The organism is Streptomyces sp. NPDC001493 (assembly GCF_053597235.1).
In genome coordinates this window covers 1-18,991 of record NZ_JBSFHV010000050.1, presented here as the reverse complement: position 1 = coordinate 18,991, position 18,991 = coordinate 1, and the positions used below count along the sequence as shown (strand labels likewise).

Genomic DNA, 18,991 nt, shown 5'->3' with positions numbered 1-18,991 from the left:
GGGCGTACTCCTCGATCCCGCTCCGCGGGATATGCAGCGCTGGCGCGCTGCATAGTGACGGAATTGCGCAAGCGCAATTCGGATTCCAGCGCAAGCGCTGAAATGGAATTCCGTAAACGGAATTCCTGGGGGATGCAATTCGCGCAAGCGCTCATTGCGGGCACCCGCGCAAGCGCGGTTGCCTTGGCTGGCTACGAGGGGAGGTGCATCACGCGCGGGGCTGTGTAGGGCTTGGGGTTCCTGGCCACCACCCCTACGCGGGGCGTGACGGGCCGTCAGGTCGGGTGCCGGCCTCGCCGCAGTGACGGGTTCCGCTGCGCTCCACCCTGACTCCTCTCCTGCTCTCGACCTGTCCGGTTAGACCCACTGATGCCTGGAAGCATACAGGACAACCGGCCGCTTCGGAGCGAGATTCGGTCATGTATCACCGTGAGGGTGAAAGTTGGCGCGCGAGTGATGCATCACGGTGCATGCCTGTGTAGTGTTTGGGTCCAGACACTACAACCCCGGAACCGCATCAACGCACCGGGATCTTCCTTTCTGATTACGCGCGACATTCCGCGAAAAGGAGAACACGGGAAATGGCCGTGAAGTTGCGTGACCACCAAATCGAAGCCGTTGCCGCTATCGTGCGGGGCTTCGATATTCCGCCGGGTGGAATTCCCGTGAATGGCCTGCGCGGGCAGGTACACGCCGCGTGCGGCACGGGAAAGACCATTATCGCCGCAGCGTCGGCACGGCGCCTTGTGCCCAAGGGCCGCATTCTCGTTCTGGTGCCGACGCTGGACCTGCTGACCCAGACGGTGCAGGCGTGGCGGGCCGCTGGGCACACGGGGCCGGCGGTCGCGGTGTGCAGCCTCACCGACGATCCGGAGCTGTGGAACCTCAAGGTGCGCTCCACCACGAATCCCGTGCAGCTGGCTCTGTGGCACGGTGCCGGGCCGGTGGCCATCTTCGGGACGTACGCCTCGCTGGGGGTCCTGGCGGAGGCTTTCGAGGGCGCGTACGGGCAGGTCCTGGCCCCGATGGACCTGACGGTGGTCGATGAGGCCCACAGGACGTCCGGCTCGATGGGCAAGGCGTGGGCGGACGTCCACGACCAGGGCGTCATCCCGTCGCACCGGCGGCTGTACCTGACGGCCACGCCGCGGATCTGGGAGGAGCGGCTGAACCGCGAGGTCGCGGAGGGGGTGCGTGACCCGCTGCCGCGCGAGATGGCGGCCTCCATGGACGACGAGCGCGTCTTCGGGCCGGTCCTCTACAAGCTCTCGCTGGCGTCGGCGGTGTCCAGGAAGCTGCTGGCGCGGTATCAGATCATCGTCCTGGAGCTCCAGGACCCGGTCGTCACGCCCGAGCGGCTGATGGGCGAGGAGCGACACGAGGAGGAGGTGCGTGGGCAGCGGCTCGGGGCGCTCCAGGCCGCGCTCCTGCACACCATGGCGCAGCACAACCTTCAGACCTGCATCACCTTCCACCATCGGACGATAGAGGCTCAGGCGTACGCGGAGGGCTTGGAGCGGGTGGCGGCGAAGCTGCACGCGGACCAGCCCGAGAAGTACCCGTCGGCGATCTGGGCGGACTGGCTGATGGGTGAGCACGTCCCTGAGCGCCGGCGGGGTGTTCTGGGCGAGTTCGGGTCCACCTCCCGGCGTGCGGTGCTCTCGAACTGCCGGGTGCTGGGTGAGGGGGTCGACATCAGGGCGGTGGACTCGGTGGCCCTGCTCGATCCGAAGGGGGCGCCGCACGACATCGTCCAGGCCATCGGCCGGGCGCTGCGTCAGAAGCCGGGTGAGGGGAAACTCGCCTCGCTGATCGTGCCCGTGTTCCTTCCGCACGGGGAACAGCCGGAGGATATGTTCACGTCGGGTTCGTACAAGCCTTTGGTGAAAGTATTGGAAGGGTTGCGGGCTCACGACGAAGAGGCCATCGAATTGCTGGCCATTCCTCAGGAGCCGCAGAAGGACGTGGTGCAGCCGTCCGAATACATTGGTTCGCCGCCCGAGAAAGGCGAAGACGAATCCCGGATCTTGCTGCGTTTCGCGGCTCCGCGTGACCCGGTGATGGTCGCGGACTGGGTTTCGTTCAACGTGATCGACATCGAGCGTCAGGACTGGGCGCGCGGCTGGGCGGCACTCAAAACGTTCACCGAACGTGAGGGTCATGCCAGGGTTCCGTACGGGCACAAGGAGGGCGCGTTCCCGCTAGGGGCCTGGAACGCGGAACAGCGACGGGCATACGGGGCCGGGCAGATGACCGGGCAGCGTGCGGCGCGGCTGGAGAAGCTCGGCATGGTCTGGTCACCAGTGGATGAGCGGTTCCAGGAGAACCTGGAGGCCGCGAAGGCGCACTACGCGGAGTGCGGGACGCTGTGCGCTCCGAGGTCCGCCGTGGCCCTGGACCGGCCGGTGGGGCAGTGGTTGTCCAACCTTCGCCGCCCGGGTGCCCTGGAGGGCCACCCGGAGTGGAAGACGGCGCTGGAGGCCGTGGACGAGCACTGGAACCCCGTGTGGCCGGTGGACTGGCAGCGGCACTACGCCGCGCTGCGGGAGCTTCTGGCGGGCGCGGAGGACCACTCGCTCGTTCTGCCTGGCGTCACCGTCCACGGCATGGACGTCGGCAAGTGGCTGGCGAAGCAGTGTCAGCACACGGTCTGGGCGGGGCTGATGGAAGGGCAGCGTGAGCTCCTGGAGGCGATCGGCGTCGTCCCGCTGCCTCCGGAGCAGGCGGAGCCCGCCAAGGCCCCCGGGAAGGCTGTGAGCGCCTTCGAGAAGGGAATGGTGGCCTTGGCGCAGTACAAGGCCCGCACGGGCTCCCTGACCGTCCCCAGGGCCCACGAAGAACGGATCGTCATCGACGGCCAGGAGCACATCGTGAAGCTCGGGGTGTTCCTCAGCAACAGCAAGAGCCGCCGGGCCAAGCTGACCGCCGACAAGCTCGCCGCGCTCGCCGGCCACGGGCTGGAGTGGGCAGCATGAGCACCGAGCAGCCGGGCGTCGATGCGTACGGCCAGGAGCTGGCCCGCATCAGCCACCACCAGAGCCAGGCCATCGACGCGCGGTCCATGGTCTTCCAGGCCCTGGCCGCCGTCGGGATCGGACACGAGGAGGCCGACGACATCGTGGCGCGGCTGGAGGCCGGGGCGGTGGCCGGCGCCCACACCTGGATCTCCGAGAGCAGTCCCCCGCACGGGGCTGAGGAGCGCTTCGAGGACGGCTGGTCCGCCGGAGTCCGCGACGTCGCCAGCCAGTTGCTGCGCATCGCCGACACCACCGCCACCACGGGGCGGGGACTCGCCGCGTCCAACGCCATGTTGGTCGCCCACCTCTCGCAGCCCGCTTCCCCCGCCCCGCAGGAGACTCCGGTCGAGGAGCCGGCCCCGGCCGGGATGCTGGACGCGACGGGCGTCCTGGCGGCGGCAGAGCGGTTCCCGTGGGCCGTCGCTGCGCGGGGGGTGCGGCACTGGCCGGACGGCAGCGACTTCCTGGACGTCGCGCTGAGCGCGGTGCGCCCCGAGGAACGCGAGGGGTACATCGAGCGCCTGGAGGCGTTCGTGGAGCAGCACCGCGCCCGCCTGGAGAAGATGCTGCGCACGCACGGACCGGGCAGCGAGCCCGCCTCGCACGGCCGGTACGCGCTGATCGGACAGCCCGAGACCCTGGTCATCGTGGAGCGGATGGAGAGCGCCCCGTTCCTGCTGCGCGACCGGTGGGAGGAGGAGCTGGAGATCGTGTTCCTGGACGACCTCGAGTTCGTGTGGGGGCCGCGTACCCGCCTCCGCCGGTAAGGCAGCCGGGAACGAGCGGCGGGGCCGGACAGGGGGATCCTGCTCTGGCCCCGCTGTGTCGGGTCAGTCGAAGTCTAGGGTCTCCTGCGCGAAGCGGGCCGGGGCCGGGCTCGGCAGGGGCGGCGGAGCGCCGTCCTGACGCGCGTCCTTCCAGCGGCCGGCCAGCTCCGCCTTCCAGCCCTTGGGCGGGGGCCACGGGACGCCCCAGGCGGCGAGCTGGTCCCGCTTCCATCCGCCGGCGGGCGTGCGGGCGGCTTCGACTTCTTCGGGCGAGGGCAGTTCAGACATGTGCGGTGAACGAGCGGCACCCGGCAGTTGTCCCCGGAATCGATGGAGGCACGTTCCCAGGTCCTACACGCACTGGAGTGCGATGCCGGGGCCCGGAGGCGGCGGCATCGCACTGGTGTGCGTGTAGGACCTGGATTCTGGGCCGGGCCCTCGTGGTCGCGAGCAGGCGGGTATGCGGGCGGTCCGAGCGTGAGTATCGGGCGTAGTCCGCGCCCGCGGCTTCTACCCGCCGAAGACTGTGTTGTACGCCTCCTGGCCTTGCTGGAGTGTCGTGGTCAGGGCGGCTGACGCTGCGCCGATCTGGGTCAGTCGGCCCATGACGGCGTGGTACGCGGTGCGGAGGCGTCCGGGCTGCGCGGTCTCGCTGTCGGCTTCTTCACCGAGGAGTTCGGCGTCACGGATGAGTTCGGCCTGCTGTGCGGGTTCGAGACCGTAGGTCGGGGCGAGCTGCTGGACCAGGGCCGCGAACTCGCGCAGGGCGGCGGGGTCGAAGGCGTTGTTGTGGTTGTGCTGCTCGACCTTGGCCTGGGAACCGGCGATCACGTTGGTGCCGGTGATGCTGTAGTAGTCGCCAGGGCGGGTGCGGTTGAGGTAGTCGCTCACGGTCGCTCCAGAAAGTACGCAGTCAATGCCGTCGAGGGTGATGGCGACGGTTCGGGGCTGGGTGCCGGCGTCCGCGACGAGTCCGGAGTTCGTCAGGCGTGCCAGCGCGTAGTCGAGCTCGGTTTCCGACAGCGTGCTGCCGGCGAAGTACGACTCGGTGGTGTTCAGGAAGGCGGCCGGGTCGGTGGGGCGCTGGTCGTGCGCGGTGGCGTAGAGCCAGCGCAGGAAGCCGTCGGTGGCGTAGCGGTGCCGCGCTGCGGGTGCGCTGCGCAGTTGGGAGAGCCGCCGCAGTTCTACGCGTCCGTCGTTGGTCACCTGGTGGGAGGGTGGGCCGAAGGTGCCCCTGGAGTCGATCAGACCGTCCCGCTCCAGCTCGGCGGCAAGGACCGCAACATCTTCCTGAGGCGTACCGGAGTGCTCGGCGTAGGCGGCCTGTTCTCCGTAACCGCGTCCGGGCTGCTGGCCGAGCCAGATCAGGTAGCGGACCAGCTGGGGGTCCTGCTCGATGCCGACGCCCAGGCCGGTGGCTCCGGCGGAGGCGGTGAAACTCCTGCCGCCCAGAGGCACGGTGATCGGGTACTTCTTGAAGGCCCGCTCGTATGCCTTGTTGATCTCTTTCACGTGCTTCTCGATCGCGCGCTGATCGATCTTAGTGCTGGCCATTTCGTCCCCTTCACGACGTACTGGCTGAAGCGTAATGAGGGGTACCGACAACCAGCGGGCGCGGTCTGAGCGTTGGTCCAGTCGAGCAAGGCGTGGCCGGCCGCTGCCGGATGTCCACGCCGACCCGCGCGAGGGTGGCGGTGGGGTCGTTTTCTCGCCGCCCCGACGCCGTTCTTCGGCATCCCGCTGCTGTGTGCGCAAGGCCCCGGTCCTGCCCCCTCCTCGCGGGTCGTCGTGCAGCGACCCGGTCTCATTCCCGCACGCGCGGGGGTTTTCCACTCTTCGGGAAGGGCTTCGGGGAGTCGAGTGGGTCCTCAGAGCGGAGGAAGTCGTGCGTTTCAGAGGGTGAGGGCTTCGTCGTGAACGGCGCGCAGGTGCTCCCGCAGCGTCGCATCGGTGATGAGGGCGAGCGCGCGGGTATGGTCCTCGGCCGTGGTGGCGAGCAGGCCACGCTGCTGTTCCAGGTAGGCGGCGAGGAAGTCGTGGGTGGGGCCGTCGGTGTCCGGGAGGATGCGGGCGGTGTAGATCATGGTGAGGGGGAAGGCCCAGCAGGCGTGGAGGAAGCCGAACGCCGGGCGCGACGTTTTCCTCCACGGGGAGTAGAACTCCGTCTCGTCGCCGATCTTGGAGGCGGTGGCGGTCAGTGCGTCGTTGAGCCAGTTGTGGCCGGCCTCGTGGATGAGGTCCCGGCCCAGGATGGCGGGGTCGCCGACGTGGTCGCAGAAGACCGTGCCGGGGAGCCGGGTGATGGACCAGCTGATGAGGGTGTCGCCGAGGTTCTTGCGCCGCAGCAGGCAGGTGACGACGGCGTGGTCGGCCAGGAGGCGGGCGAACCCGGCCCGGGCGCCCAGGGCGTACGCGGCGGCCGCTAGTTCGCGCTCCTCTTCCGGGGCGGCCGCGGTGCCGGGGCCCAAGAGGTAGTACGGGGTCTCCGAGAGCGGGGAGCGGAACATGCCGTCCGGGCCTGGTGAGACCACGACGCGCGGCCCGACGACGGTGGAGGTGCTCAGCGCGGAGGCGTCGGCGTCGGGGTGGGTGCAGTACCAGTCAAAGGCGGCGGCGTCCCGTGCGCGCGCGGCGGTCTCGGCGCCCTCGAGAGCGTGGTGCGCCAGGCAGTAGACGGCGGCCGTTCCGTGTGCGGGGGCGCTGCCGGCCTTCAGGAGGGTGTGGATCCGGCTGGTCCGGTCCCGGTGCAGGTTCTGGACCGGGGCGAGGGCGAAGTCGATGGCGGGCATGAGCACGAGAGGTCCTTCCAGGGGCTGGGCCTGGGGCCGGACTTGTCGGGTCCGGCCCCAGGCGGTGCTCACCGGCGGTTCACCGCCGGCATGGTGGTGACGGTCAGGCGGCGTCGGTGCCCGTGGCGGGCTCGGTCGCCTCGGTGGTCGTCCAGCCCTCGGCGGAGACGCTGGAGGTGTGGGCGGTGGCGCGGACGGTCTCGTCCTGGCCGCGGAGCTCGCCGACGGCGTCGAGGAAGGTGTTGATCCGGGTCTCGTCCATGGTCTTTTGTCCTTTCCGACTGCGGATGATGGGCCGTGCACGTTTCGGAGCTCGGTTGCGCGGGGGTGATCGGGCGGTGGGCACCGGCTTCTGCCCTCCTACGGAGTGGGGTGGGTGACCGCGCGGTGGGGCGCGGTGGTCGGGGTGGCCGCGTGCCGCAGGCCGTCGCGCAGTTCGCTCATCTCGGGCCGGTCCTTCGGCTCGGGGGCGAGGGCCGCGGACAGCAGCGGGCGCAGTGCGGCGGGGGCGGTATGCAGGTGGGAGTGGCCGTGGCGGGGGATGTCGGCGCAGAGGTAGCGGTAGGTGAGGACCGCGAGGCTGAAGGCGTCGGCGGCCGGGGTGGCGGTGCTGTAGGAGGTGGAGTACTCGGGGGGCCAGTGGACTTCGGGGCCGCGGGCGGCGGGTCCTCGGGGGGTGTCGAGGCGGCGGGCGGCGCCGAGGTCGGTGATCAGGCCGCGGCCGTCGTGGATGAGGACGTTCTCCTGGTAGACGTCGCGGTGCACGATGCCGTGCTCGTGGAGGGTGACCAGGCCGTCGGCGACGTCGGCCAGCACCCGCAGCCCGGCCGTCTGGCTGCCGCCGGTCTTGGTCAGGAGGGGGCGGAAGCTGCCGCCGTTGCAGTGGGGCATCGTGTACCAGTCGAAGCGGTCGGTGCTGCCCTCTTCGAGCAGCGGCACGATGTGCGCGGCGCCGGTGGCGGTGCGCGCGACTGCGATCTCGTGGCGGAAGTCGTCGCGGGTCAGGGCGCGTTCGGCCGCGGTCATCTCGGCGTACCAGTAGAAGCCGTAGGCGGCCGGCCGGGCGTGCTCGTCGAGTTCGGCCAGGACGTGGTTGCTGCCGAACCCGGCCTTGAGGACCACCGGGGCGGCGCCGTCGCGGTGGGCGAGGACCAGGGTGCTGGCCCGGGTGAAGGCGAGCAGGTCCGTGATGTGCCATCCGGCGGCCCGGAGGTAGTCCAGGGTCCAGGCGGCGGGGTGCATCGGGTGCAGGTGCATGGCGGGACTGCTCCTCATGTTCGCGCCGGGGGCGGGGCGGCGGCGTGCAGCCGTTCCAGGCATGCCGCGGCCAGCAGGTCGAGGTCGGCTTCGGTGGTGCAGGGGTGGCGCAGGACTGGCAGGCCGGTGATGTCCGTCCAGGCCGTCGCTGCGTGGTCGTAGAGGTCGGCGAGGCAGCGGGCGGTCGCCGGGTCCTCGGCGAACCGGCGCGCGGTCGGGCGGCGGGCCAGCCTGGTCTGGCACAGGTCGGGGCTGGTGGTGACCAGGACGGTGAGGTCCGGGCGGGCGGCGCTCACCTCGGCCAGGGTCCGTACGTAGTCGCCGACGGGGCGGTGGTGGAGCAGGGCGAGGAGGCAGGCGGTGGACAGGGTGAGCCGGTCGGCGACGAGCGGTCCTCTGGTCAGGGCCGGGGTGAGGTTGTGCCGGGCGTGGAGGTGCAGATCGGTGTGGGCGGCGGTCAGGGCCTGGTCGCTGGTGGCGGCCGGGCGGCCGGCCCGCAGGGCGATGAGGGTGCGGGTGGCTTGGAGGGACAGCCAGGAGAACTGTCCGATGTGGCCCAGGGGGATGTGTGCGCCGTGGGCGTCGGCGAGGAGCCGGTCGCGCAGCGTGCTCTTGCCCGCGCCGGCGATGCCTTCCAGGGCCAGCAGCATGGGGGTGGCCCTTCAGTTCTTCTCGGCGATGAGCCAGCTGATGAATTTCGCGACCCGGCCGCTGGTCACCGGCCCGGTGCCGTGCGCGAGCTGGGATCCGTACAGCAGGGCGGTGCCGGGCGCCGGTTGGACGCTCCACCGGGTGCGGGGCATCGCGGTGAACCAGGGCGCGGAGTGGTCGGCGCCGTCGTGGGCGAGCCACATGCCGTCCGCGTAGCCGGTGCCCGGGTCGGCGTCGAGGCGGGTGTTCCACAGGCGGTCGCTGGAGGAGCTCTCGACGTAGAAGTCGCCGCCGGCCTCGGCCTGGTGGATCACCACGCTGATTCCGGCGATCTGCCGGGGCCAGGCGAGCGGGTCGGGGGCGATGCCGTCGATGTGGCTGGTGATGTGCTGGCCGGGCCCGTACTCGACGTAGGTCCAGGGCCGGCAGGTGGTGATGGAGGGCATGACACGGGACAGCGCCGGACGGGCACGGTCGAAGGCGGCCTGGAGCAGGTCCTCGGCCCCGGTGGGGATCTTCGGTATCTCCACCCGCCCGGCCGGCTCGTACACGGCCATCGCCTGCTGCGGGGAGTGGCCGGGGATCTCGTGAATGGAGTGGGTGCGCTCGTCGCCGAAGCGGCCCCGCTGGTCGGCGGTGAGGACGGTGCGCATGACGGTGGCGAGGTGGTCGCGCTCCCCCGGGTCGAGGAAGCCTTCGATGCTGCCGACGGCGACGGTCTCAGCGATGTGGATCACGTGGTGCTCCCCTTCGAGTCGAGCACGCGGCGGACGTCGGCCAGGCCGGTGCAGTGGTTGAGCCAGCTGGCCACGGGGTTGCGGGTGGTGGCCGCCGGATCGGCCCACAGAGCCAGCAGCTCACCGGTGAGCGGCAGCGTGTCCGGACCGGGCAGCGCCTGCGGCGCCGGGGCGGTGATGCTGTCGAGGCCCGGGCAGCCCGCGTTGTGCTGGTCGGCGAAGACCCGGCCGATGCGGACCGCCGCGGCGTTCCCGCAGACCTTCGCGAGCCGGGCGGCCGAGCCGCTGTGCCGGTACGCGCGGTGTTCGGTCGACGCCCATCCGCCGGCGACCGCCGCGGCGGCCCCGGTGACGCGACACGTCGCGCAGCACGTCCCGTCGGCGCTCGGGCACAACCGGTGGTGCGCGGGAAGCGCGGTGGCGACCTCGGCGAGGGCACTCCACGCCGAGCCGGTGAGGACGTCGGCGACCGACTGCCGGCCCGACGCCACCGGGTGGTTGCAGCACACCGGGCCAGGCCGGGAGGTTGCGTCGGTGCGCTGCTCGGGGTCGATGTGCAGGGCGTGGAAGTACACGATGCGCCCGAGTAACTGGTGGACCGTCAACGCGTCCGGGGCGGTGGTCACGTCAGTGCCTCGTGGGCCTCGGCCGCGACGGGCCGGGGTGTGGGGCAGGCGCAGCCGTCGCCGGTGGGCCGTTCGTCGGCGAGCGCGCGGGCCAGGGCGTGCGTGGCGGTGTCGAGGGCCGTGAAGTACGCCGGCCAGTCGTGTCCGGGGGCGGGCAGGAGGGCCAGGTCGAGGACCGGGACGGTGCGCCCGCTGGTCTCGCACTGGAGTTCCGCGCGCCCGACGGTCGCCCGCACGGCGGCCGGCAGGGCGGGGGCGGCTGCGGCGACCGTGCGGCACAGGGCGGCGGCCGCCGCGGCGTACTGGGTGCGGTCGCGCGGGAGGATGCCGATCCGGCGTTCGGCGGGTGCCAGGTCGAGGCCGGTGTAGGGGTGGCCCTGGCAGCTGTCGTAGGTGACCAGGTCCCACCCGGTGGTGACGGCGTCGACGAGGGGGCGGACGCCGGGTTCGATCGCCGCGTGCCACTGGGGGTGGGCGGGGTCGAGGTCGTCGGCCTCGTGGATGCCGGGACGGCCGACGGTGTTGATGTTGCCGTGCGCGCTGGTGTGGAGCCGCATCGGAGGGCGGGGGGCGTCCGGGCTGTTCCAGCGGGCGAGGAAGGAGTCGATGTTCCGCATGCTGTTCGGGGTGCGGGGGCGCCAGCGGGTGGTGGTGCACCAGGCGCCGGCCGGGTGGGCGGGCTGGGCGAGGAGGGCGGCGATGCCGTCGATCATCCGCATCCGGTAGTCGCAGTAGGCGTCCTGGTCCCCGGCCTTGTCGTAGCGCCAGCGGGTGGCGATGCAGCCGCCGCCGCACGAGGTGCGGTAGTCGCAGGTGGTGCAGCGGTTCATCAGGGCCTTGCCCTGGTTGAGCAGGGGAAGTCGGCGCTGGGCGGCGACGATTCCCGCTTGGTCCTCGGTCTGGCCGAGGCGGGTTAACTGGGCCTGTGGCCAGGGGAGTTCGTCGCAGCTCCCGAGGCGGCCGTCGGGGTAGAGCGTGAAGACGTGGTCGCACTTGAGGTCGGAGAAGTGACAGAACCCCGAGCCCAGGCCCCGCAGGCGCCGGATCGTGGAGACCGTCGGCTCCAGCTTCAGGCGCGCGAAGTACCCGGCGTGGATCCAGCGAGCGGTGGCGGCGAGCACGAACTCGGCGTACGCGTCCGGGCGGATCGCCCAGGCCGGGCCTCCCGCGGCGGCGACAGCCGCCTGCTGGAGCTGCCGGCTCGCCGGAACGCGGCGGCCGGAGGCAGCGGTGGGGCGCCGGACGGCGGTGTCGAAGCACGGCACGAAGCTGATCGCGTCGACGGCTCCGAAGTCCGCGAGATGGTCCAGGACGTCTTCGGCGCGGCCGAGGATCGCGGGCGTGACCGCCGCGATCACCCCCGCCCGGCGGCCGCGCTCGGCCAGGAGGCGCAGGGCCGCGGCGACGCGCGGATAGACGGGCTTGCCGTCATAGCCGACCCGCCACGCGTTGCCCTTCGCGTCCCCGTCCAGGGAGATCCCGATCTGCAGGCCCGGGTACTCCGCGTCGAAGAGGTCCAGCCACTGCTCGTCCAGCAGCACACCGTTGGTCTGCATCGAGACCCGCACCACGCTCGGCTGGGCGGCCAGCTCGCGCAGTACCTCGGCGACGTGCTCGCGGCCCGCCGTCAGCGGCTCGCCACCGTGGAGTTCCACGGCGAGCGGCCTCCCCGCGAAGAGCTCGGCGAGCCGGCGGACCTGGCCGGCGTCGATCCGGGCGCCCCCGGGGGCCTCCTTGCGCTTCTCGTAGCAGTACAGGCAGTCGATGTCGCAGGTCTCACCCCGCAGCTTCAGGATCACCGACACGGCGCTGGTGGTGTCCTCGACGTCCAGGCCGCGGTACAGCTGCTCGATCTCGATCGGTCCGTGCTGTTCGGTGGTGCGGTACATCGGCTGCCTCCTGCGTGGGCCGTGACCGGACAGAACTCCTCAGTCGAACAGGCGTCCCAGCAGGGCGCCCTGGCCGGACTGCAGCACGTGGGCTGCCTCCAGCGGGATCCAGAAGCACTCGAAGCGGGTCGGTTCGCCGACCCCGTCGTGGTCCTCCTGGCTCTCCCACCGCTCCGGCGTCGGCTCGGTCAGCTCCAGGTGGTAGACGTGGCGGTGCTGCAGCTCGAAGCGGTACGGGCTCATGTCGTACTCGGCTTCACCGAGCTTCCGCACGATCTTGAAGTCGTGGAGGCCGGTCTCCTCCCCCGCCTCCCGCAGCGCCGCGACGTCCGGCGTCTCCCCCGGGCGGATACTGCCCGCCGGGACCTGGATGCCGACCTCCTCGTAGCTGTAGTCGGTGTGACGGAAGACCAGCAGCTTCCCGTCGCGCACGACGTAGCACAGCACCTTGTCCTTGACGGCCTTCTCGGGCACAGCAACCCCTTGTCGATGTGTCGGGTGCGGACGCGTCGCGCGCCCGCTGTCGTGGATCACGGCCCGCGCGGAACTCCGCAGCAAGCCGAAACCGGTCGAATGACCTTGAGTCGAGATTTGGGAGCCACGGCATGATCAACACGGAGTGATCGTGATATCACCATCCGCGGTTCCGAGTCCGATAGTGACGCCCAACTTCCCTTTCGACAAGTAGTCCTGGAGGAAAGCCTTTCCTCCGGGAGAGTTGGCATATTCACGAACTGGCGCGGGCGCTACCCTGGCGCCGACACGGAAGGGGTGAGCACATGCCAGTCGAACCAACGCCCCGGCGCCGACGCCTGGGAGCAGAACTCCGGCGTATCCGCGAGGCCCTGGGGTGGACGCAGGAAGAGGCGGCGAGCCGGCTCGGGTACAAGTCCTTCTCCACCGTCAGCAAGATCGAGAAGGGGGTGCAGGGCCTCAAGATCCAGCAGTTGCCGCACTTCTTCGAGGTGTACGCCATCACCGATCCCGAGCTACGGGATGGGCTGCGCGACCTGGTCCGCAAGGCGGGCGACGCGGACTGGCAGCAGCGCTACGAAGGCGTCGTCGACGACCCCCTCGGCGACTACCTCTCCCTGGTGGAGAGCGCCGGCAGCCTGTTCGTGTTCAACCCGGCCTCCATCCACGGCCTGCTGCAGACACCGCAGTACGCGCGAGCCGTGGTCGAGGGCAGCCGGGCCTGGAAGACACCGCAGGACATCGACACCTTCGTGTCCATGCGCCAGGAGCACCAGACGAGCATGCTCGCGCGCGACCCGGCCCTGAAGATCTGGGCGGTCCTGCCCGAAGGCCTGCTCCGTCAGGAAGTCGGCGGCCGGCCCACCATGCGCGCCCAGATATGCCACCTGGCCGATCTCGCGCGCACCGTGCCCAGCATCACCATCCAGGTCCTGCCGCACAAGGCGGGCGCTCACGCCGGGATGGACGGCCCCTTCATGCTCATGTCCTTCCCCTACGGACGAGACCTGGTCTGCATCGAGTCCCTGCGCACCTCCCTCCACCTCAACGAGCCATCGGTGGTTGAGGTGTACCGCACCACCAGCGACCTGCTTAAATCTGACGCCCTCTCGCAGAAGGCCTCCCTTTCCTTCCTCACCTCCATTGCCAAGGATCTTGAATGAACAAGAACGACCTCGACCCCACCTGGGTCGAGTCCCAGCTCCGCGACGCCCACTGGCAGACCAGCAGCGAGAGCAGCGGCGGCACCAACTGCGTCCAGATCGCCTTCCTCGACCAGGGCATCGTCGCGCTGCGCGACTCGAAGAACCCGGACAAGGCACCGCACCTGTTCACCGACTCCGAGTACAACGCCTTCGTCGGCGGCATCGTCCGCGGCGAGCTCCGCCGCAGCTGAACCCGTACCCCCCAGCATCGGCCGGTCCCAGTCCATGGGGCCGGCCGTCTCCGTGAGAAGAACTGAGAGGTTCCGAGGGCTCCCATGGGCCGCAGCGGGGGCCAGCCCTCCCGGGTCAGTTCCTGCTGACGCGACGGGCATCCAGGGCCGTACGCAGGCGCCCCGCGATGGACTGGTACTGGAGGACGAAGCTGGGGTCCTTCAGTTGGTCGGGCTCGGGCAGCTGCTTGTGCGGGAGGGGCCAGCGCCCGGTGAGAGACCAGCCCAAGGGGCGCAGTCCGGCACGGTCCATGTCCCGGTCGACGCCTGCCAGGTACTCCGCGTCGACGGGCAGTTCGCCGTTCGACTGCCAGATCACCCCGTCCAGAGCGATAGGGAGGTGAGGGAAGCCGAACAAGAAGTCCAGACAGCGCTCGCGCAGCACTGCCGCGCTCTGCTCGGGGCTCAGCGGGATGCCCGTCTCTTCACCCCCGGGGCCGGGGAGCGCGGTCCTGCAGTCGGTGTCGGGGAAGATGTCGATCTCCCCGACCACGACGTGCGCCGTCGCGTTCTCGCGGTCGGGGTAGGACCAGTACTTCGGCACGAGGACGATCACGTCGTAGGTGTCGAGGGCGTCGGCCACCAGCGCCGCAATCGGGCTGCGGTCGGCGCGAGGCGAGCCCTGGTCGCTCTCCTGCGCGGGATGGCGGACTGCCCACATGCAGGTGTGGAGTGTCAGGAGGCCGGTCCCGTCCGGCGAGGCCCACAGCGTGTTGGTCGTCGGCTCCGGCGGGGTGGCCGGCTTGATCTCCTTCTTGCGGCGGCCCCGGCTGCGGGGCCGCATGGTCCAGCGCCAGTAGTCCTCGGCTTCCTCGAGGAGCAGCACCCTCTGTCCGCTGTGTGCCCAGACCGCCGCGATCCCGCCGACCAGGTGGTAGAGGTTGCCGGAGCACTTCGCCAAGAACCGCAGGACGTGCGGGGTGCGCGGTGGTTCGCTGGTCGTCGCGCGGCGCAGGGCCTCGGTGTACTTGGCTCCGCTCCGGCTCGCCCGGCGAGCGGCCTGTGCGGCGGTGGACTGGTTCTTCGGCATGACGTACTCCTCTGCCGGTCCGGGCCACGCCCCCGGCACCGGCTCGTACGACTGCCATGAAGACGACGGAACGCAGAACGGTGGGAGCGGGCCCCGCAGGACCTTGGCCCCCGCGTCCGGCGGCGTGGCTCCGGAAGCGGGCGGCGATCGGCAGTACGCACTAGCCAGGCAGGATGCTAACCGGCGCAGCCGCATTGCCCCAAGCCGCGAGCCGCCGGTTCCCTCGAAAGGGCGAGGTCTCCGGCGGCCAGCCGGTACTTGTAACCCTTCGTCAGGTCCGCTGGCGGAACCAGCCGCGGCGGCTCGGGGCCGTCATCCGGCTCCGAGCGGGCACGCAAGACGTTCGAGGGGCGCGGGCGGTCCGAGGGAAGGAGGCGTTCCAGGGCTCCGTGCCGGGCATCCCCACTCTCCTCTTGCCAGTCTGGTCGGTGTGCTGCTCGGGCGTACGGTGGGGGTGTCGGCGGATGCCGGGCTGGCGAGCAGGGGCAGGGCGGCGAGAGCGAACGCGGACAGACCGCGCACCAGGTTCTTGATCACGCCCGCCTTGTATCCGTGCCCCGGACGCCGAAGACTCTGCAAGGGTGCTTCACCCGTGCAGCCGCGCCGGTTCACCGAAGAAACGATCACTGCGCAGGCGAAGTCACTGGGCGCCGAGTGCGCGACATTGGGCCTGGAGGCAGAGGGCGTGCCAACCGGGTACTCGCAGCGATTCGGATCCGTCTGTGACCTCGGCGCTCGGGAAGAGTTGAGAGAACATGGACCATTCTCCGCCGTCATCACGCGAGTGGCAGGCCGCTCTTGACATGCTTCTTGCCGTCGAAAGGACGCTGACAGGTTCCATCTACTCGGGAACTCTGGAGGCTCATGACCGGCAGGCGTTCGGGATGCCTTCTGCGCTTCAGGACGCGGTGCCCGGAGGTGTGCGGGTGGAGGGTGCCCTGCATGCGGTGACGGCGGCGCGGTGGCTCATCCAGCAGGCAGTCCAGGGGCAGGATATCCCCGGATCGACCCTGAGGAGGGCGCAGGAGAGGCTCGGGATGGCGGGCGGGTATGTCGCAACCGCGTCTGCCATGGAACTCGCAGCTCGCTCGGTGCCGCAAGTCGGGGCTCCCGGCCGCGCTTCCCAGATGGCGCTGAAGGAAGCAGGGGAATCTCGCCAGGAGCACGATTGTGTGGCGTGCGGAGAGTGCGGTCGGTGTTCCTGTCGTGCACCCGCGGGGCCGGGAGAGTGTGAGCTGTGCGGGGGAATCCGGCGTGTGCGGCTTCGGGCTGCCGAGGACATCGCTCGCTACAAGGGTCAGGTCTCGGCCGGTCACAGCTACGTGCTGACGACGAACCGTCTGCACCGGTGGGACTGCAGGAGCCTGCCCAGTGTGGAGAGTGGTCAGTAGCAGCTGGGTTTCTTGATCAGGCGTGCGCGTGAGAAGGGTGACGAGGGTGCGGCCCGGCATCTCGACTGGCGGGCTCTCCCAGCGGTTCTGACTGCGCAGGAGCTCCGAACGAGCGGCATCCGCCGCCGTAGTTGCGGAATGTGCAGCCCTGATCCGCTGTGACCTGCCTGGGCTGAGGTCGCGCAGGGAGCCTGTTTCGCGCGCGAGCAGGCGTCGGTCGGCCCGGAGCACAGCGCCCTCGGCAACGTCGTGTCTATGCCCGGTAGGGCGGGAGCGTGGACCCGGGCTGACTCTGCGCCGGGCGGGTTCGTTCACGCTCCCATTCATCCAGGGGATGACCGAGCCAGCGCTGGGCGCATGCCGGGGCGGTCGGTCACTCCTGCCGGCTGCTGGGCGGGAGATCGGGGATCACGGTGCGGGCGACCGCCAGGTCGACGGCTTCCGCCCGCAGCACCCGGCAGCCCTGCCGCAGAGCCACCGTGCCCGCGACGAGTTCGGCTGGCACCGCAGGATCGGCCGTGATCCGTGCCAGTCGTGTGTCCAGACGGGCCGCGTACACGGCCAGTTCCACGAGTGAGTCCATGATCACCCAACGGTTGTAGCGCACCGGAGGATACGGCGCGGTGGTCACAGCTGATCGGGCCGCAACTCCTGGATCCACCGCCAGCCCCCCGACGCGTCCGGGGCGTAGAGGGAGCGGCCCCCGGGGGTACTGGCCGTGATCGCTGATGATCGCGGTCCGCGGGTCGTCGTCCTCGGCGAGCACCGGGACGCTCTGCCCGTCCAGCGGGCCTGTCGCGCGACACGAGAGTGTCAGTGGTCGGCGACACGCGGTGTCAGTACGGCCGACCCCGGCGCGGGGGACCGTACGCCGAGAGGACGGTTTCCGGTGTGGTTGATCAGCGTTTGACGCGGTTGCGTACGGCGAGCACGGCGAGGCCGAGGAGGACGGGCTCGGTCAGCCGGGAAGCCATCTCGATGTACGTGCCGGTGGTCGTGAGGTCCTGTCCGGAGGAGCGGAAGACGACGGAGTTCGCGGTCACGTTGAGCGCCTTCTCGAACCGCCTGGTGGTGTACCGGTCACCGGTCGGGTTCCGCGGGTCGTCCTCGTCGATCTCGAAGACGACGCGGCCTCCGCCGGACGGCACGACGCCGGTCGCTTCCTGCTTCGGGGAGTCCTGCGGAATCCCGAAACCCATCAAGAGGACGACGGTGGCGAACACCGCGAGGGCGAGCCATCCAAGGGCGCGCGAAGCGCGCAGTCCGTACCCGGACAGCAGCCAGTACACGAACAGCAGGAAGCGTTCGGAGCGGGCCGTCGACCTGGTGTGGTCGTGGCGGCGCATCTCCATCTCGCCGTAGTAGAAGTCCGCCGCCCCGGGCTCGTCCTTGCCGTCCTCGAACGCCTTGCGCAGCGCCCGGTACACCGGTGCCAGCTGCACCGGACCAGCCGCCGGCGCAGCTGCTCGTGCTGTCCCCCAGCCCGGTGCCGCGCCCTGTCGGCCGGCCCGCCACGCACGTTCCTCGGCGAGGGTGCGGCGCCGGGTAAACCTCAGCGGGCGCCCGCGTCGCCAGTGCACCCCGGAGGGCACCTCGCCGAAGGAACAGGCTCCCTCCAGGCGCAGCTGGTCCAGGTGTACGGCGCCGATGAAGGCGCAGTCTGTGAGGTCGACGCCGGAGAGTACGAGATGAGCGGCGTCCACTCCGCGTAGCGAGGCGATCCGGACCGTGTCGTCGGGCGCGGCAGCGAGGGCCTGTTCTGTCATCGGCTGCCCGTTGGTGAGCACGAAGGGGTCGGCTTCCGCGGCGATGGTGAGGGGGTACTCGAAGACCGCGTTGGTGAAGTTCACGGTGGTGTAGCGCAGGCGCAGCTCTGCCGTCGCGGTCCAGCGGGTCCGCTGGCACTCAAGGCGGCGTGCGGCGATCGAGAGGGTCACCGGCTCGCCGAAGACGGCCCCGGACAGCACCACCTTTCCGGCGCACTTCAACGGCCCGATAGCAGTTGCCCGCTCGAAAGACGCCGACTCGAACCAGACGTCATGTTCAAAGATCGCCGATGCGAAGTCGACGTCGCCCGCGAAGGACGCGCGGGCGAAACCGGTGGCACCCGCGAACAGTGCCCCCAAGAACCGCGCGCCATCTGCGAACGACGCCGACCCAAACCCGGCGACACCCGAGAACGACGCCAACCCAAACCGCGCGTCACCCCCGAACGACGCCAACTCAAACCCGGCGGCACCCCCGAACGACGCCAACCCAAACCTGGCGAGACTCGCGAACGACGCCGACCCAAACTGCGCGTCACCCCCGAACGACGCCGACCCAAACTGCGCTTCACCCCCGAACGACGCCAACCCAAACTGCGCGTCACCCCCGAACGACGCCAACTCAAAATCGACGACACCCGAGAACGACGCCGACCCAAACCAGGCGTCACCCCCGAACGACGCCGACCCAAACCAGGCGTCACCCCCGAACGACGCCGACCCAAACCAGGCGTCATCCCCGAACGACGCCATCTCAAAATCGGCGTCACCCGCGAACGACGCCAACTCAAAATCGACGAGACCCGAGAACGACGCGAACCCGAACTGGGCGTCACCCGCGAACAAGGCCGTCCCGAACTGGGCGTCACCCGCGAACAAGGCCGTCTCAAACCGGGCGGAGCCGAGGGTGGTGCGTCCGGTCGCGGGGTCGCGGAGCCGCGCGAGGAGGGCGTTGAGGAGGGGTTCGGTGAGGGTGGTGCCGCGGTGGTCGATGTTGGCGCGGGGGGCCAGGCTGGTCAGGTAGGTGTCGCGGTCGGGATCGGCCAGGTGGGCCAGGCATTGGGCGTGCCCGGCTACCTGTATGCCGCGGCAGCCGACGGGGTCCTGAGCGGTGGCGTCGTGGCGGGGGGCGCGGAGCAGACAAACACAAACCAGCGCAGGC

The 18,991-nt window shown here is 70.3% G+C and carries 17 protein-coding genes and 1 pseudogene; 4 read left to right on the top strand and 14 right to left on the bottom strand.

What is annotated here, in order from left to right; all coding sequences use genetic code 11:
* The first annotated feature begins 581 nt into the window (after positions 1-581).
* Positions 582-2,975 (top strand): Helicase associated domain protein, encoded by a 2,394-nt coding sequence (locus tag ACWCWD_RS36565; protein WP_450779891.1) that lies wholly within the window; start codon positions 582-584, stop codon positions 2,973-2,975.
* Positions 2,972-3,784, top strand: coding sequence for a hypothetical protein (locus ACWCWD_RS36560; RefSeq protein WP_450779889.1), 813 nt, complete (start codon positions 2,972-2,974; stop codon positions 3,782-3,784). The genes ACWCWD_RS36565 and ACWCWD_RS36560 overlap by 4 nt, the downstream gene beginning before the upstream one ends.
* 63 nt (positions 3,785-3,847) lie before the next feature.
* Here the strand turns inward: ACWCWD_RS36560 and ACWCWD_RS36555 are convergent, their stop codons facing one another.
* The 10 genes from ACWCWD_RS36555 to ACWCWD_RS36510 form a co-directional block, all read right to left on the bottom strand.
* Complete coding sequence (locus tag ACWCWD_RS36555) at positions 3,848-4,072, bottom strand: hypothetical protein (RefSeq protein ID WP_450779887.1); 225 nt, start codon at positions 4,070-4,072, stop codon at positions 3,848-3,850.
* A 222-nt stretch (positions 4,073-4,294) separates the two neighbouring features.
* The gene (locus ACWCWD_RS36550) at positions 4,295-5,338 is read right to left on the bottom strand and encodes a hypothetical protein (RefSeq protein ID WP_450779886.1); all 1,044 of its coding nucleotides are present in this window, start codon (positions 5,336-5,338) and stop codon (positions 4,295-4,297) included.
* A 338-nt stretch (positions 5,339-5,676) separates the two neighbouring features.
* Positions 5,677-6,573, bottom strand: coding sequence for an aKG-HExxH-type peptide beta-hydroxylase (locus tag ACWCWD_RS36545; protein ID WP_450779884.1), 897 nt, complete (start codon positions 6,571-6,573; stop codon positions 5,677-5,679).
* A 103-nt stretch (positions 6,574-6,676) separates the two neighbouring features.
* On the bottom strand, positions 6,677-6,835 hold the full coding sequence (locus tag ACWCWD_RS36540; protein WP_450779882.1) for a hypothetical protein: 159 nt from the start codon (positions 6,833-6,835) through the stop codon (positions 6,677-6,679).
* Positions 6,836-6,933: 98 nt separating this feature from the next.
* Complete coding sequence (locus tag ACWCWD_RS36535; protein WP_450779880.1) at positions 6,934-7,830, bottom strand: protein kinase domain-containing protein; 897 nt, start codon at positions 7,828-7,830, stop codon at positions 6,934-6,936.
* A 14-nt stretch (positions 7,831-7,844) separates the two neighbouring features.
* Positions 7,845-8,480 (bottom strand): hypothetical protein, encoded by a 636-nt coding sequence (locus tag ACWCWD_RS36530; RefSeq protein WP_450779879.1) that lies wholly within the window; start codon positions 8,478-8,480, stop codon positions 7,845-7,847.
* Positions 8,481-8,492: 12 nt separating this feature from the next.
* The gene (locus ACWCWD_RS36525; protein ID WP_450779877.1) at positions 8,493-9,218 is read right to left on the bottom strand and encodes a hypothetical protein; all 726 of its coding nucleotides are present in this window, start codon (positions 9,216-9,218) and stop codon (positions 8,493-8,495) included.
* Positions 9,215-9,844 carry a hypothetical protein gene (locus ACWCWD_RS36520; RefSeq protein ID WP_450779875.1) on the bottom strand — a complete coding sequence of 210 codons (630 nt, stop codon included), beginning with the start codon at positions 9,842-9,844 and terminating at the stop codon, positions 9,215-9,217. Before ACWCWD_RS36520 ends, ACWCWD_RS36525 begins: the two co-directional genes overlap by 4 nt.
* A complete protein-coding gene (locus ACWCWD_RS36515) occupies positions 9,841-11,733 on the bottom strand; it encodes a radical SAM protein (protein WP_450779873.1) in 1,893 nt (630 codons plus the stop codon). Before ACWCWD_RS36515 ends, ACWCWD_RS36520 begins: the two co-directional genes overlap by 4 nt.
* 39 nt (positions 11,734-11,772) lie before the next feature.
* Complete coding sequence (locus tag ACWCWD_RS36510; protein WP_450779871.1) at positions 11,773-12,207, bottom strand: NUDIX hydrolase; 435 nt, start codon at positions 12,205-12,207, stop codon at positions 11,773-11,775.
* Between the two features lie 305 nt (positions 12,208-12,512).
* Here ACWCWD_RS36510 and ACWCWD_RS36505 point away from each other — a divergent pair, with 305 nt between their 5' ends.
* Complete coding sequence (locus tag ACWCWD_RS36505) at positions 12,513-13,370, top strand: helix-turn-helix domain-containing protein (RefSeq protein ID WP_450779869.1); 858 nt, start codon at positions 12,513-12,515, stop codon at positions 13,368-13,370.
* Positions 13,367-13,603 (top strand): DUF397 domain-containing protein, encoded by a 237-nt coding sequence (locus tag ACWCWD_RS36500; RefSeq protein WP_450779867.1) that lies wholly within the window; start codon positions 13,367-13,369, stop codon positions 13,601-13,603. Before ACWCWD_RS36505 ends, ACWCWD_RS36500 begins: the two co-directional genes overlap by 4 nt.
* Positions 13,604-13,718: 115 nt before the next feature.
* Here ACWCWD_RS36500 and ACWCWD_RS36495 read toward each other — a convergent pair whose 3' ends face one another.
* The 4 genes and pseudogenes from ACWCWD_RS36495 to ACWCWD_RS36480 all read right to left on the bottom strand — a co-directional run.
* The gene (locus ACWCWD_RS36495) at positions 13,719-14,672 is read right to left on the bottom strand and encodes a hypothetical protein (protein ID WP_450779865.1); all 954 of its coding nucleotides are present in this window, start codon (positions 14,670-14,672) and stop codon (positions 13,719-13,721) included.
* 1,764 nt (positions 14,673-16,436) lie between these two features.
* A complete protein-coding gene (locus tag ACWCWD_RS36490; protein ID WP_450779864.1) occupies positions 16,437-16,646 on the bottom strand; it encodes a hypothetical protein in 210 nt (69 codons plus the stop codon).
* Positions 16,647-16,962: 316 nt separating this feature from the next.
* Entirely contained in the window at positions 16,963-18,033 is a 1,071-nt protein-coding gene (locus ACWCWD_RS36485) for a pentapeptide repeat-containing protein (protein ID WP_450779893.1), read from the bottom strand.
* A 174-nt stretch (positions 18,034-18,207) separates the two neighbouring features.
* Positions 18,208-18,615 (bottom strand): annotated as a pseudogene (locus ACWCWD_RS36480) (pentapeptide repeat-containing protein); the annotation flags it as partial.
* Between the last annotated feature and the right edge of the window lie 376 nt (positions 18,616-18,991).